General features: G+C 70.8%; 13 protein-coding genes. 5 read left to right on the forward strand and 8 right to left on the reverse strand.

Going from position 1 to position 14,708, the window contains the following annotated elements; genetic code table 11:
* The first annotated feature begins 20 nt into the window (after positions 1 to 20).
* Together KRR26_RS00785 and KRR26_RS00790 are read left to right on the forward strand one after the other, a co-directional pair.
* Complete coding sequence (locus tag KRR26_RS00785) at positions 21 to 320, forward strand: aminotransferase-like domain-containing protein (protein WP_120205316.1); 300 nt, start codon at positions 21 to 23, stop codon at positions 318 to 320.
* 131 nt (positions 321 to 451) lie between these two features.
* Positions 452 to 922 carry a carboxymuconolactone decarboxylase family protein gene (locus KRR26_RS00790; protein ID WP_120205314.1) on the forward strand — a complete coding sequence of 157 codons (471 nt, stop codon included), beginning with the start codon at positions 452 to 454 and terminating at the stop codon, positions 920 to 922.
* 21 nt (positions 923 to 943) lie between these two features.
* On the opposite strand, the gene KRR26_RS00795 is transcribed toward KRR26_RS00790, so the two are convergent.
* Together KRR26_RS00795 and gntC are read right to left on the reverse strand one after the other, a co-directional pair.
* Complete coding sequence (locus KRR26_RS00795; RefSeq protein WP_120205313.1) at positions 944 to 1,588, reverse strand: hypothetical protein; 645 nt, start codon at positions 1,586 to 1,588, stop codon at positions 944 to 946.
* Between the two features lie 33 nt (positions 1,589 to 1,621).
* The gene (gene gntC, locus KRR26_RS00800; protein WP_217078888.1) at positions 1,622 to 2,746 is read right to left on the reverse strand and encodes a guanitoxin biosynthesis PLP-dependent (S)-gamma-hydroxy-L-arginine cyclodehydratase GntC; all 1,125 of its coding nucleotides are present in this window, start codon (positions 2,744 to 2,746) and stop codon (positions 1,622 to 1,624) included.
* A 106-nt stretch (positions 2,747 to 2,852) separates the two neighbouring features.
* On the opposite strand from gntC, the gene KRR26_RS00805 reads away from it, so the two are divergent.
* Positions 2,853 to 4,235 (forward strand): hypothetical protein, encoded by a 1,383-nt coding sequence (locus tag KRR26_RS00805; protein ID WP_120205310.1) that lies wholly within the window; start codon positions 2,853 to 2,855, stop codon positions 4,233 to 4,235.
* A 5-nt stretch (positions 4,236 to 4,240) separates the two neighbouring features.
* On the opposite strand, the gene KRR26_RS00810 is transcribed toward KRR26_RS00805, so the two are convergent.
* The gene (locus KRR26_RS00810; protein WP_236068169.1) at positions 4,241 to 5,926 is read right to left on the reverse strand and encodes a metallopeptidase TldD-related protein; all 1,686 of its coding nucleotides are present in this window, start codon (positions 5,924 to 5,926) and stop codon (positions 4,241 to 4,243) included.
* Between the two features lie 67 nt (positions 5,927 to 5,993).
* On the opposite strand from KRR26_RS00810, the gene KRR26_RS00815 reads away from it, so the two are divergent.
* A complete protein-coding gene (locus KRR26_RS00815; protein WP_217078889.1) occupies positions 5,994 to 7,295 on the forward strand; it encodes a TldD/PmbA family protein in 1,302 nt (433 codons plus the stop codon).
* 4 nt (positions 7,296 to 7,299) lie between these two features.
* Here the strand turns inward: KRR26_RS00815 and KRR26_RS00820 are convergent, their stop codons facing one another.
* From KRR26_RS00820 to KRR26_RS00840, 5 genes are all read right to left on the reverse strand, one after another.
* Positions 7,300 to 8,400, reverse strand: a complete 1,101-nt coding sequence (locus KRR26_RS00820) for a hypothetical protein (protein ID WP_217078890.1) — start codon at positions 8,398 to 8,400, stop codon at positions 7,300 to 7,302.
* 15 nt (positions 8,401 to 8,415) lie between these two features.
* Entirely contained in the window at positions 8,416 to 10,317 is a 1,902-nt protein-coding gene (locus KRR26_RS00825) for a hypothetical protein (RefSeq protein ID WP_120205305.1), read from the reverse strand.
* A 104-nt stretch (positions 10,318 to 10,421) separates the two neighbouring features.
* Entirely contained in the window at positions 10,422 to 11,378 is a 957-nt protein-coding gene (locus KRR26_RS00830) for a c-type cytochrome (protein WP_217078891.1), read from the reverse strand.
* A 57-nt stretch (positions 11,379 to 11,435) separates the two neighbouring features.
* On the reverse strand, positions 11,436 to 12,446 hold the full coding sequence (locus KRR26_RS37555) for an aromatic ring-hydroxylating dioxygenase subunit alpha (protein ID WP_328707033.1): 1,011 nt from the start codon (positions 12,444 to 12,446) through the stop codon (positions 11,436 to 11,438).
* Positions 12,443 to 12,616, reverse strand: coding sequence for a Xan family putative trans-acting RiPP leader peptide (locus tag KRR26_RS00840; protein ID WP_147422935.1), 174 nt, complete (start codon positions 12,614 to 12,616; stop codon positions 12,443 to 12,445). Before KRR26_RS00840 ends, KRR26_RS37555 begins: the two co-directional genes overlap by 4 nt.
* 140 nt (positions 12,617 to 12,756) lie before the next feature.
* Here KRR26_RS00840 and KRR26_RS00845 point away from each other — a divergent pair, with 140 nt between their 5' ends.
* Positions 12,757 to 14,646 (forward strand): hypothetical protein, encoded by a 1,890-nt coding sequence (locus KRR26_RS00845; protein ID WP_217078892.1) that lies wholly within the window; start codon positions 12,757 to 12,759, stop codon positions 14,644 to 14,646.
* Positions 14,647 to 14,708: the final 62 nt, after the last annotated feature.

Raw genomic sequence — 14,708 nt, forward strand, 5'->3', positions numbered from 1 at the left:
TCAGCCGTCACGTGCGCCGCATGCGCGGGCGCTATGCGAAGCGGCAGGCCCGGCTGGTGGCGGCGGCCCGGCGTGAGCTGAAGGGCGCCCTGGACGTGGCCCCCTCGGACACCGGCCTGCACCTGGTGGGCTGGCTGCCCGAGGGCGCGAATGACCAGGAGGTCAGCGCCCGCGACGCCGAGCGGGGCGTCCAGGCCCTGGGCCCGTCGCAGTTCCGAACGGCCTCGCGCGGACGGCACGCGCTGCTCCTGGGCCATGCGTGCGTGCCGGAGCCGGAACTCGACACCGGCGTGCGGCTGCTGGCCGAGGCGCTCGACTGACAGCGGCGGCGCGCGCAAGGTGGCCCCACGCCTTCGTGCGCAAGTGGCGCTCGCGCGCACGCCGGGTCGCCGTTACTCATCCGCCCGAGCACGAGGGACCCTTTCGGTCCCCGCCGAATCACGAGGAACCCATGGACCCCCGATTCCCCATCGACCAGCTGTCCGCCGGCGGCTACCAGGCCATGATTGCCCTGGAGAAGTACCTGCACTCGTGCGGGCTGGAGCAGCCGCTGCTGCACCTGCTCAAGCTGCGGGCCTCGCAGCTCAACGGCTGCGCCTATTGCATCGACATGCACTGGAAGGACTCCCGCGCCCTGGGCGAGTCGGAGCAGCGCCTCTACGGGCTCGATGCGTGGCGCGAGAGCACCTACTACACGGACCGCGAGCGCGCGGCGCTGGCCTGGACCGAGGCCGTCACGCTCGTCACCCAGGGCCACATCTCGGACGCCGTCTACGCGGAGGTCAGCCGGCACTTCTCCCCGAAGGAGATCTCCGACCTGACCTTCCTGGTGAGCACCATCAACGCGTGGAACCGGCTGGCCATCGCGGCCCGCTCCAAGGCAGGCCAGTACGTGTCCCACCTGGGCAAGAAGACGAGCTGAGCCTCCGCCCCGCGCGCGGGCTCAACTCCCCGGCGGCGGGCGAGGCAGGTCCGTGCCGAAGGCGGCCTGGAGCAAGTCCATCAGCCCAGGCCACGCCTCGGCGGACAGCCACAGCCCCTCGGGCGAGTGCTCCGCCGACATCGCCAGCGAGGTGGAATCGAAGAGCCGCGCCGCCAGCGCGCCTTCCTTCGGCAGCCGGCCCTCCACGCGCAGCACCTTGCCGTCCCAGCGGACGTTCGGAGGCAGCAGCTTGTCCGCCAGCGCGCGCACCGCCGCCTGGCCCGCCCCCGCGCGCAGCACGCCCATCACCAGCGCGGACGCGCCGCGCGACTCCTCCAGCTCCACCTTCCCGGGCGTGCGCAACCACAGCGTGTAGCGCCCCTGGGCGAGCACCACGCGCTCCGGCGTGGTCTGCACGCGCAGCTTCCAGCCCTTCACCGTCGCGCGGACGTCATAGACGCCGGGCGAGGAGGTCCACTCGCGCAGCTCCAGCGCCTTCACGTTCCGGAGCGCCTGCCGTGAGAGGGCCTCGACGCGCGCATGCGACAGCCGCACCCGCTTGCGGCCCACGTCCACCGTCACCTCGGACGACAGCGCCGAGGGCAGCTTCCGCACCCATTCGAGCGCGCCCTCCAGCAGCAGCGTCCCCAGTCCCTGCCCCACCATCGTGTGTCACTCCTTCCGCGCCAGGGCCACGGCTTACTTCCAGGCGCGCTCGGAGAGGAAGTCACTCCAGCGCGCCAGCGCCTCGGCGAAGCGCGCGGGCGGCAAGCCGAAGCCCACTCGGAAGTGGCCCGGCCGACCGAACGTCTCGCCCGGGAGCACGAACACCTCGCGCGTCTCCACCAGCCGCCGAGACAGCTGCGCCGAGGCGACCGAGGAATCCCGCAGATAGGGGAACGCCACGAGCCCACCCTGCGGCGGCACCCAGCCCAACACCTCCGCGTGACGGGCCATGAACGCGGTGAAGGCCGCGACGTTCTCCTTCACCCACGCGCGATACAGCCGCATCACCGGCTGCCAGTTCCGCAGCGCCTGCGTGGCCACATAGTCGTTCATCGAGCACAGCGTGTGCGTCGTGTAGTCCTTCAAGTCGCGGCACGCGTCGAGCAGTGACTTCGGGCCAATCATCCAGCCCACGCGCAGGCCCACGCAGCCCATGCACTTGATCATCGAGCCGATGGCCACCGTGCCACCGCCCGGCGTGTAGAGGCTGGGGATGAGCTGCGCGTCGTCATCAAGCGGGACGAATCGGTAGTGCTCATCCGCGAGCACCTCCGCGCCCACCCTGGACGCGATGCGGCGGACCTCGGAGACCTCCGCGTCAGTGAGGCGCACGCCCGTGGGGTTCTGCGGGTTGTTCATCACCACCGTGCGCGTGTTCGCGTCCACGAGCCGCTCCAGCGCGCCCAGGTCCAGGCGGAAGCCCTGCTCGATCTTCAGGGGCAGCTCGCGCACCTCGTAGCCCAGGTAGCGCGGCACCTCGGGGAGGCTCTGGAACGCGGGCGTGGGCACCACCACGTTGGCCCCGGGACGGTGACGCACGTGCGAGTAGAGGAACAGCGCCTCGCTGGTGCCCGTGGTGACGAGCACGTCCTCCGGCTCCACGCCGTCATAGAGCGCCGCGATGGCCTCGCGCAGCGCGCGCGAGCCCCGGGTGTCCGCGTTGTCGAAGGACTGCCGCAGAAGCTCTTCGGGGGAGCCGCCGGTCGCCTCCAGCAGCTGACCCACCGTCTGGTTGACCATGCCGCTCTCGGCCAGGTTGTAGCGAACGAACTGATACTCGATGAGCCAGGGCTCGATCTCGTGGAGCGCGATCTCCAAAGGGGCCTCGTCGGGGGAGAAAGGGCGAGGCGGGCACTCTAACGCACCCCGTGCTAGCCTGGGCGGCGCCATATCCCCCGCACCACGGCTCTCCCCGGGTTCTCCCATGCTGGCTCGCGCTCCCGCTCCCCAGGCCCAGGACGACGACCTCTCCCTGGCCCTTCCCCGCTCCTTCTGGAAGGAGTTCGACAAGAACTACTTCGGCAAGAAGCCCACCGTCATCAAGCAGCCCTTCGCCCGTGGCTTCCCCACGTCGGACGAGGTGTTCGACGCGCTGGTGGCCGGCGCCCAGCACCTGCTGCGAGAGCAGAGCCTCGCCATCATGAAGGCGTTCCGGTTCTACCTGGAGCACGAGGATGGACCGGACGGCGTGGCGTACCACTCGATGCTCTTCCCGCTGACGCGCCGGCACCTGCCGCTGCCCGAGGACGAGAACTTCGAGGCGTACTACCACCGGCTCGACAAGTGGCTGGGCGGCAAGCGGTTCGGCATCGTCCTCAACAGCGGGCAGAGCTACAACTGGCGGCACTGGCTCCAGCTGCGCTCGTTCCTCCAGGGCATGTACGAGGGCCTCGGCATGCCGCTGTTCGGCGCCGACCCGGCCATCCTCTTCGGCAACTACCGCTTCACGCCGTTTGGCATCCACAAGGATGACCTGGCGGTCTTCAACTTCATCGTCCACGGGAAGAAGGTCATCAGCCTCTGGCCGTTCGAGACGCTGGGCTCGCGCCCGGAGATGCCCAAGGACCCGGAGCTGCCGCTGCGCACCGCGTCCGTGCACCTGCTCGACAAGGCGGACGAGGACGCGATGCTCGCCAAGGCGTCCTTCATCGAGGGCGACCCGGGCGACATCCTCACGTGGCCCGTGACGTACTGGCACCGCGCCGAGCCCACCGAGGGCCTGAGCATCTGCATCTCGCTGGGCGTGGCGTACCGTCCGCCGGACTTCTGGGGCGTGGGCCCGCAGCCCCAGTGGCCGGGCATCCTCACGCCCAAGGAGCTGCCGAGCCGCGATGGCTGGCAGCTTCCCGACAGCGTGCGCGTCCCGCTGCGGCACGCCTCGAAGGCGAACACCGTGGTCGCCAACGAGCGGGCGCTCACCGAGCACTGGGTGCGCTACGCCACGAACGGCGCGATGTCCGGCCCGCCCCCCGAGGACACGAACACGGTCCTCTCCGCGCAGGACTGGGTTCAGGGGGGCGGCGGCTATCACTCGCTGGTCGCCGTGCCGCTGCCGGATGGAGATGTGCTCGTCTCCGCCAATGGCCGCTCCACCGGCCTGCGCGTGTCTCCCGCCGTGCGCCGCCGCATCGAGTGGCTGGTGTCCACGCTCAATGGCCCCAAGGCGCAGCACGTGGAGGCGCTGGAGAGTCAGTTCTTCTCGCGGCTGCCCGCGAAGGGCTTCACGCGCAAGGCCTTCCTGGGCCTGCTCAACGACATGGTGCGCTGGCGCGCCGTGCGGAAGGTGGCGCCCAAGAAGGGCCGCTGAGCACCTCAGCGCCCGAGCAACGGCGGGAAGTGCAGCGACGGCGTGCCGCAGCCATCCGCCGTCGGAAAGAACGTCAGGTCCGCGCCCACGCCACGCAGGGCGCGGAACGTCTCCAGCACGGAGAGGTCCAGCTCCACTGGGGCGAGGCGGCGGATCCGCTCGCCACCTCGGACCTCCCAACCCGCCGCGACGAGGCTCACCGTGCCGGGTCTGGCCATGGTGGTGAACGTCTCCACGCGGGCCACCAGCTCCGTGTAGTCCGCGGGCAGCGCGTCGCCGCGCGGGACGATGTGGAGATTCAGCGCCTCGGGGGATGGAAGCTCGCCGGGCGCGCGCAGGCCTCGGCCATTCGGTGCGCTGCCCAGGCGCGCCGCGGTCACCGACGCGTGCAGGAAGCCCATCAACCGGCCCGCGTCCACGAGGCGCAGCAGCGAGACGGGATGTCCTTCGTCATCCATCGCGCGCGCGCGCGTGCCCCCTGAATGCGCGGGGTCATCCTCCACGGTGAGCACCGACGGGAACACCTTGCGCCCCACCGCGCGAGCCAGCGCCGGAGTCGCCGCGACGACGTCTCCGCGAAGCAGCCACGCCAGACCCGCCACCAGCGGCGCGGCCACCGCGGGGCACAGCACGACAGGGAGCGAAGGGTCCACCGCTCCAGCGGGGCCATTCAGCGCGGCCACCGCCTCGGTCAGTCGAGCACGCAGCGCGGGCAGGCCCGCATCGAGCAGCGCTGGCGCAGAAGAGAGCGCATCCACCACGGCGCCTCGGGCCGTCTCCACGCGGACGAAGAAGTCCTCGCGCGAGCTCGCGTCGAGGCGGCGTGCACGCCCGTCATGGACGAGCGCGCACCACGACGCGACCTGCGTGAGCACGGCCGCCTGGACCACGACGCCCGCCGGGACGACTTCGCGGACCGCACGCGCGGCGCGTTCCGCGAAGTCCGTGGGGCGAAGCAACGGAGGTCCCCGCGGACTGCTCACCTCCGCAAGGGACACCGCGGCATCGCGTGAAGCATCATCGCGAACACGGTTCGCGACACCTGCCGGGACAGCCTCTCGCGCATTCGGCGAGGCGGCCCCTCCAGCCTCGGCCGCCTCCTCGGGGCGTGATGACTCGCGCGATGAAGCACCGAGCGCGGACACATCGCCCGCGCGTGGAGCTGCGTTGCGCGAAGCCCCGTGAGAATCCGCGGCGGGCGCTGACACCTCCGCCGATGTGCCGGGTGGAGCCGCCGTGGTGGCGTGCGACGAGGCGCGGCTTGAAGCGTCGTGGCGGGGAGCAACTGAGCCACTCGGGATGTCGCCGCGCTCGGTGCCTTGCGCCGCAGAGGCCCGCGCGGCGGGGCCCTTCGAGAGGCGCCGCCAGGGTTCAGCCGCCAGCGCGAGGACTCGACGCAGGTCCTGCGCCTCACACACGGGCATCGCGGCATGACCAAGGCCCTCGTCACGCCCCACTTTCGCGGTCGCGAGGAGGGACTCGCCCGCGTTGAGGACGGAGGTACCCGTGGCGGCGTCATGCTCGACCGCCAGCCGTCGCTCCGCGCGCAGGAACAACTCCGGCTCCGCGCCCACCTGAGCCCGCCCGAAGTCCCCCAGCGCGTCACGCGCGGCGCCGAGCAGTCCCTCCAGGTCCACGTCCGCGCAGCGCTCGACGCCCGTGTCCTCTCGCGCCCCTGGGCTGTCCCGCATCCACGGCCTCCACGTACGGCTTCGCCGCGCCATCATGCCCCACGCCCCGCGCCCGCGAGCCACGCGGATGGTAAGAATCCACGTCACCGAGGAAGGGAGCGCGGGCCTGAACTGGTTCGTCGAGCGGCGCGAGGAGTCCGAGGTCGTTCACCAGCGCTCCGGCCTGCGCCCCGGCGCTCCCGTCCGCGACCGCGGCTGGTCCCAATCCACGCCCGACGGCTCGGGCTGGCGCTGGGCCGAGCTGGCCGAACGCGCCCCACTCCCGACCGCGTTCCCCGAAGAAGTCCATCGCCGAGCCCGCCCCCTCCTCGAAGCCGAGCCCGCGCCCACCCACGCGGCGCCCGAGACCGAGGCCCTCGTGCGGCGACTCGTCGAGGTGGCGCGCGCAGCGGGCGCCGCGCACTTGGACCTCCTGCTGCGCGAGGTGGACCGGCGAACCCTCTGCGTGAATGAGGCCCACGCCGTGGAGAACCACCAGCGCCACGCGCTCTTGGAGGTGAAGACCTTCCTCGATACGGGCGCGGACCTGTGGCGCTGCGCCGCGTGGCCCGACCTGGCCCACGCGCGCGCGGACCTGCCTCGCCTGGCGGCCCAGGTGGAGGACATGGTCCGCCAGCTCCGAGACAGCACCCCACCCCTCCCCTGCCCCACCGGCGCGCTCCCCGTGGTGTTCCCGCCGGGCGCCGCCTCGGGCTCCTTCTTTCATGAGGTGTGTGGCCATCCACTCGAAGGAGACGTCGTCGCGCGCGGCGGCTCCTATCTGGCGAGCCGCCTGGGACAGCGCGTGGCCGCGGAGCACGTGTCCGTCTCCGACGACCCGACGGATGGCGACGGCGCGCTGGGCTTCACCTGGGACGACGAGGGTCACGCCGCGCGAGCCGTGCCCCTGCTGCGCGCGGGCGTCGTGGGCACACCGCTCTTCGATGCACGCAGCGCGAGCGCCCTGGGACACGCGCCCAACGGCCACGGTCGCCGCGTCAGCTTCCGTCACGCGCCGCTGCCTCGCATGGCGCACACGCGCGTGGAGCCGCACGCGGGAGACCTGGACTCGCTCCTCGCGGACATTGGCCACGGGCTGCTCGTGCAGCACCTCAACCCGCGACACATGAACATGCTCACGGGCGACTTCAGCTTCTACATGACAGAGGCGCGAGAGATCCGCGACGGGCGACCGGGCCGTCGCGTGAGCCCCGGCATCCTGCGCGGCAATGGCCTGGAGGCGCTCGCGGCCATCGACGCGGTGGGGGCGGACTCACGCAACCTCTTCGCCACCCGGGGCTGCCGGAAGCTGGACCACGGTCCGCTGCCCGTGTCGTTCGGGCAGCCCACCGTGCGCTTCCGTCAGCTCACCGTCCACCCCTGGCGCTGAGCCCCTACTGGGGGAAGCACAGGAAGCTGAAGTCCGGCGGCAGCTCGTCCTCCGCGAACGGGTCGTCCTTCTCCGGACCCGACTCCGCGCTGGCCAGCAGCCGGGTGAACGACACCCCCGGAGGCAGTCCGGGCATGTTCAGCGCAGGCACGGACCAGGGGCGTCCCTCCTCCTTCTTCGTCAGGGTGTCCACGAAGGACACCTTCACCGGGCCCGGCGCATTGGGCGGAACCACGAGCGCGTAATAGCCCAGGCTGCTCACCCCGTTGCGCTTGGCCGTGAAGCCCATCGAAGACTGCCCGGGTGCGCCCGTGGGCGGCGCCCAGTCCAGCGAGTACAGCGCGCCCACGCTGGTCTCGGCGGCGATGTCGCCGCTCGGGAACATGAACAGGTCCAGCACCGGGCTGGGCGAGTACACCCAGATGAGCGCCACGGCGCGACCGCTGGATGGATCCGCCAGGCTGGCCGGCGTGACGGTCGTGCCCGTCTCGGTGGAGAGCGTCTTCGACAACGCGCCGAGCGCGCCCGCGTCTCCCACGAGCGTCGCCATCTGGATCATGCACTGCGTGCCCGTGGGAGCCAGGGGCCGCAGGGTGACCGTCGGGAAGTACGTGGCCGCGGGGATGGGGAGGAAGCCCGCCTCCCCGGGGAACATGTCGTTGGCGCCGATGGACATCTCGGGCGTGGACTCGGCCTGCATGAGGTAGACCATGGAGGCGTCGGGCGAGATGCCCTTCTCGGTCTGCCACTGGCCCCACGGCGGCATCGCGGGCGTGCTGGTGTCGGCCACCGCTCCCGTGACGTCCACGAGGTGAACCTTCGCGCCCCAGGCGCTGGCGCGAATGACGGTGGGCATGCCGTACAGCAAGGCGGGAGGAGGCGGCTCCTCCGTCGGGTCGTCCGGGTTCTTGGGCCACGTCACGAACGAGTAGAAGAGGGCCTCGGGGTCGAACACCACGCCCGAGACGTTCGTCTTGCGCACGGCCAGGTCCGCATACGGCGCGGTGTTGCCAGGCGGCGGAGTGGTGGGGGCGTCGGAGGCCGCGCAGCCCGCGAGGAGCGCGGAGCAGACGGCGGCATGGGCGAAGGAAGTGCGTCGCTTCATGGCGGTCCTCGAGGCTCAGCGAGCCGGCAGGATGTGCTCGGCCGGGGGCGTGGTGACGTGGCAGGCCTGGGCGCAGTTGCCGTAGCCATTGGGCGTATTCGTGACGGGCTGGAACTGGAGGTCGAAGTACTCGGTGCCGTGCGACTGACCGTGGCAGCCGTTGCAGGCCATGATGCTGGGGAACAGCGAGCTCTCCCGCGTCAGGTGGCACACCGTGCAGTCACCCTTGTTCTGGTTGTACTTGCGCGAGCCCATGTGGATGCGGTGGATGCTGTCCGGCAGGTAGCCCACGCTCTCTTCCAGATGGCAGGTCTTGCACGCCTCCACGTGGTCCACCGACAGGCCATGGTGGATGTTCGTCAGCGAGTTCACGCCGTTGTGGCAAAGCTGGCAGTTACCGACGCGGCCCGGGTACGTGGTGGGCTGCGCCTGCCCGACCTGGAAGAAGAACGGATCCAACCGAGCCAACCGCTCGCCCATGAAGGAGCGGTGCCCCTTGAGGAAGATGGCGTAGGTGCCGGGCTTGGCATCGGGCGGGAGCTGGACTCCGTAGCGCGTGGAGGGCTCGGCGTCGCCACCACCGGCGACCTTGTTCACACCCGCGGGCAGGTAGAACTGCGGCTCGCCACGAGGGAACGCGAAGTACGGCAGCTTCAGCTCGCCGTGCACGACCTTGATGTCCTGGAGCGGGCCGATGACCTTGTAGCCGGACTCGGAGGCGCTCGCGTCGCGGTAGCTCAGGAGCATCGCGTCGTTGAAGTACGACAGGCCGTTGGACTCGGAGGCGATGTAGCTGTTGTAGCTGGGCATCCGGTCGCGCGCGTGCAGGCCGTGGCCGTCACCGTCCTGCAGCGACACGGCGAACTCGAGCGTCTCACCCGGCTGGTAGAACTTCCCGTTGGTGGGCCGCTGCAGCCGCACGGACTGCGTCAGGCCGAAGCCACACGCGACCTTCTCCGTCGTGGACATGCCGTCGGCGTCGAGCTTGTAGCAGGTCGCCTCGCGATCCTTGTCCGCGACGAAAGTGACGGGATACAGGAACGGCTTGTTGGGCAGCAGGCTCCAGGTGACCCGGATGACGCCCTCACCCGCCTGCTCCGGCATGCGGAAGGACTTGAACGGGTTGGTGGAGTTGACGAAGGACGCCTTGACGAGGGTCTTGTACGTCGGCGCGTCCGGCCCGGGCAGGCGAGGAACCGGATCCCCCGGCGACAGCGGACGCGACAGCCCGCCCACCGTCCAGCTCGCGCGCGTGCGCCCCGTCACCGGGCTCTCGGAGAGGAAGTCGGTGCGCTTGTACGTCACCGACGTCCGCACCGTTCCCGAGGCATCCAGCACCTCGAGGAGGAAGGTGTCATCCAGGGACACCATCCACGCGGCGTTCTCGTAGAAGGTCTCGCGGATGAAGACCGAGCCGCCGTCGTTGCGCCACGTGTCGTGACCGATGGTGACGCCAGACCAGTCCAGGTCCTTGAAGCGCGACATCTTCCGCATCCACACGGAAGCCGCGTGCCGATCGTTGAAGTCGTTGGGGACGTCCTTCACCAGGTCGCCGAACATGGCGTCCACCGCGGTGAACTCACGCAGGAAGTAGTTCTCCCCAGCGAGCACCCGGAAGCGCGCGGTGGGCTCCGAGGGCGGGGCCGGCTGATTGGGCGAGTTGAGGGGCTGGCATCTGGCCGGGTAGTCCGGCAGGTCCAGCGACCCGCGCGACACCGCCTCGCCGTTGGGCAGCATGGCGCAGCCGTTGAAGTACAGCAGCGACAGCGAGATGGCCCCGGAGGCGGAGCTGGCATAGGGGTCGAAGGCCCTCGCGCCGCGTCCGCGGGTCCCTTCGACATCGGAGGTCTTGAGGACGTCGCAGCTGGCGGTCAGCACCAGCAAAGCGAAGAGCAGGCTCTTGTGGGGAGAGGTCATGAGGGCATGCGCCGCGCCTGCCACCCAGGGAGGGGGGTGACGAGGCAGTGAGTCGAAGCTCGGTCGCTCACTCTACTGGTTGCTTTCCTTAGAAGCCAAGAAGGTCACTTCGCGGAAGGTGCGGGGGTGGCCATGGCGGGCACGGTGCGCAGGTACTGGTACACGGCCCGGAGGTCCGGCTCGGTCATTCCGGCCAGGAAGATCCAGGGCATGGCCAGCTTGTTGGGGTGCCCGCGGACACTGGCCGCCGGGGCCACGTCCCGGAAGGCGGCGAAGCGCGCCACGAACCGCTCCGCGTCCAGCGAGCCCAGCCCGGTGGCATGCGGGGTGAGGTTGGCGACCACCTCCGGGCCATACGGCGTGGCCAGGGGCCGACCGCCCACGAACGGGGTCGCGGCTTCATCCACGCCCGCGTGGCACGCGGCGCACTGCGCCAGCTGGGCCAGGTAGCGCCCCTGCGCGACGGGCTCCGCGGCGGGCTCGGCGACTGGCGCCTTCTGGGGCGCGGCGAGGCCCTGGTACTCGGCATACATCTCGGCGGGCAGCTCCGAGCGGGGCACCGTCTGCGTCGAGGGCGGCACGGTGCGCAGCCACGCGATCACAGCGCGCGCGTCCGCATCGGACAGCTCGCGGTAGAGGAGGAACGGCATGAGCGGGAACAGCGTCTTGCCGTCCCGGCCCGTGCCATCACGCAGCGCGCGCAGCAGCTCGTCATCCGTCCACTTCCCCAGACCATGCTCTGGATCCGAGGTGAGGTTGGGGGCACAGACGCGGCCGGGCAGGTCCCAGCCCTCGCCCCAACATGCGCCCGCCAGGGGCGCGCCCGTCACCGGGCCGCCATAGCGCGTCCAATCCCGCGCGCTGTGACAGGAGCCACACGCCAGCACGTGCTCGCCCAGGTAGCGCCCGCGCTCCACCTGACGCGAGGCCACGGAGTCCGCCCCTGCCCTCACGGGTGCGGCGGGGGATGCGGGGGCAGGCGCGGCGGCGGCCGGCGCGGGCGGGGCATCGCGCCGGCAAGCGGACAGCAGGAGCAGCAGGGGGAGCCAGGAGTGCTTCACCGGGGAGATCCTTCTGGGGTGAAGCGCGTCACGCGGACGCGCTTCTGGGGAGAAGCGTCACTCGGGCGCGGGGCCATCCACGGGCTGGCCGGTGCGCAGCGCGATGAGGGCGCGGCGGTACTCGATGGGGAGTCGGTCCGCGCGCGTGTGCAGTTCGCTGGAGAAGTCCACCGGATGCGCCTTGGGACGCACGCCCTCCAGGACGCGGCGGTCCTGCTCCAGGATGGCCAGCTCGCTCTTCACGAAGAGCTCCGGGAAGTGGTTGCGCAAGCGCGGGTGGTAGCTGGAGAAGTAGAAGCCCACCATCTTGTCCTCGGAGATGGGCGAGGCGACGGCGTACACCGTGTGCACGTAGAAGAGCGTGGGCTTGAACGACAGCCGCGCGGCGAACGGCAGCGTCACGTCATACGTCAGCGTGGTGCGGTCCACCTTGGGCGGCGCGCCCTCCAGCGAAGGCGCCAGCGCGGGATACACGATGCGCGTGCGCAGTCCGCCCTCGGGCAGCCGCTCCACGTCGTAGGGCGGCACCTCTTGCACCTCGGGGTTGCCAAAGGTGCCGCGATGCACCCAGCCCAGGTGCGCGACGTCGAGGATGATCTCCACCAACCGGCCCGCTGAGACATCCCAGTCCAGCCGAGGCAGCGGCACCGTGGCCACGCTGCCGTCCTCCAGCTCGGGCCACTCGGGCAGCGGCGCCTTGGGCGTGGGCGACAGGCACACCCAGATGAGGCCGTAGCGCTCGGTGGCCTTGAAGGCGGGGATGCACGCCTTGGGCGAGATGGGCGCCGCGGGCTGGGACGGCACGCGCACGCAGCGGCCATCCACGCCGTAGGTCCATCCATGAAAACCACAGCGCACGCCTTCGGGGGTCACCTCGCCGGCGGCGAGGTCCGCGCCTCGGTGGGCACACCGGCGATGCGTGGCCGCCACGCCCGCGCTCGTGCGCCAGAGCACCAGGTCGGTCTCCAGCAACCGCGCGGGGAGAGGGCGGTTGGTCAGCTCATGTGAATACGCGACGGGGTGCCAGTACGGCGCGAAGTCCCCGACGTAGGTGCCCGGGATGCTCACGCGAGCGCGAGCGGAGCAATCTTGCTTTCGATCTCCTCGAGGAGGAAGTCGATCTCCTCGATCTCATCGAGCTTCTCCGGAGCAGCCGTGAGCGTGGCGGGAGCGGCCTCGGCGGACGTCGGCTGCGTGGACTGATCGGACTGCGCCTGCACGGTGTCTTCCGCGGCCATGGAGCCTCCTCACGAATGCTGGGAGTCGGGATGCTCACGGCAGGATGGGGGCGGTGTCAATGCACGACCCGTGACGCCGCGCGGCTTGGCCGACCTCTGCCGTCACCCGTCCGAGTCGTATACGCTCGGGCTTCTCCCCGATGACCACCTCTCCCCTCTCCCTCGCCACGGTCGCGCTCACCTTGCTCTGCGGCGGCCTCGCACGTGCCGAGCCGTGGAGTGGCGCGACGCCCGGAACAACCACCCTCCCCCAAGTCCTTCAATCGTTCGGTGCTCCCAGTCAACGAACGGAGCGCGGCGGCGCGGTGGAGCTCACGTATCAGCGCAAATCGGCGCCTCCCGGGGCGCGTCGGGTGCGCTTCCGCTTCACCGGATCCGAGCGCGTCCTGAACTCCCTCGAGGTGTTGCCCGCTCGGCCCATGAAGCGCGCGGCCATCGAGGCCCTCTATGGTCCCGCGTGTGACGAGGCCGTGGCGGACGCGCCTGCGTGTTTCGACCCAGAGCCCGCCCCGGGTCGACTGAGCCGCCTGCGCTATCGCGCCCGAGGACTCACCGTCCTAATCGACCGGACACAACGCGTGCGCACGCTGGAGTTCCTCCCGGCGCCCGCCGCGGCGCTGCCTCCTCCCGAGGCCGCGCCGGTCCTCGCCAAGGAAGTCGCGCCCGCGCCCGTCGTACCGGACACCGCGTTGGCATTGAGCCAGGGGCTCGCGCCCGCGGTGGTGGAGGAGGCACCAGTGACGCCCGCGCCCGCGCCACCTCCGGCCGCGCCCGTCGCCGCGTCGCCTCAGGCCCAGGACGGCGCGAGCGACTCCGTCATCCGTGGGTGGCAGGGCCCGGTGGAGGAGAGCGGCGACAGCGCCTGGACGCAGCGGATGCCCACCAAGCCCGCGCTCGCGCTGGGCGGAGCGCTCTACCAGCGCGCGGAGGTGGTGGGAGTTCGCAGCGACGGGGCCACGTCCTTCGAGCCTTCGTTCCCCACGCTCGTGGACCTCTACCTCGACGCGACCGCGTCTCAGCGCGTGCGTGGATACATGCTGGGGCGGCTCGGGTTCGATCCGCTCGACACGCGCCACACGCGCCCCGATGTCTTGCTGGGGCAGCTCTGGCTGAAGTTCGACGTCGCGCGGACCCTCTACGTCACCGCGGGGCGCCAAGAGGTTCGCTGGGGCAGCTCGCAAGTGTGGCGGCCCACGGACTTCCTCCAAGCGCCCAATCCGGATCCGCTCAGCAACCTGGACCTGCGCACGGGCGTGGACATGGTGAAGCTGTCGCTTCCCTGGGAGTCGATGGCCGCCAACCTGTCGCTCATTGGCACCGCGGAGATGACGGGCACGACCGACGAGGACCGAGCCGTGCGCTACGGCGGCGCCGTGCGCGCCGAGATGGCGGTGGGTCCCGGGGAGCTCATCGCCACGGCCGCGTTCCGTGAGCAGCGGCGTCCTCGCTATGGCCTGGACCTGTCGGTGGGCGCGGGCATCTTCGACTTCAACGCGGAAGTGGCACTCGTGCGCGACAGCCCGACGCGGCTGTGGCAGCGCACCGCCGAGGGGTTCGTCGAGCGCGAACTCGATGGCCCCAAGCTCCTGACCAGCGCGGGCGTGTCCGCGCAGCTCGTCTTCGCGGATGTGTACCGCGCCATCCTGCGGGTGGAGGGCTTCTCCAATCCGCTCGGCTACGACGACCGGGCCTATCTCCCGTGGCTCAACGCGCAGGGCGATTACCAGTCGCTCTACTTCGGGCGCTACTACGCCATGGGGCAGATCAACATCGCGCGCCGCAGCCGCACCACGCCCACGGTCATCTTCACCACCCTGGCCAATCTGCAGGATGTCTCGTTCATGTCGCGGCTCGACTTCCAGGCCTCGCCTTTCGATGTGCTGGAGATCGCCGTCCGCGCCTTCGTCGAAGTGCCCTACGGAGCCAAGGGCAGCGAGTTCCGCTTCGAGCAGACGCCCTCCGACCCCGCATCGAGCAGCCCGGGCCTGGGCGTCTTTCGCGCGGGCCTGAGCCTCTTCATGCGCATCTAGTCCGCAGCGCCCGCGGCGTATCCCCACCGCCGCGCCCCTGCTCCTCCGCAACCTCCCGGCCC

The sequence above is a fragment of the Citreicoccus inhibens genome (genome assembly GCF_019039035.1).
Classification (GTDB): Bacteria; Myxococcota; Myxococcia; order Myxococcales; family Myxococcaceae; genus Citreicoccus; species Citreicoccus inhibens.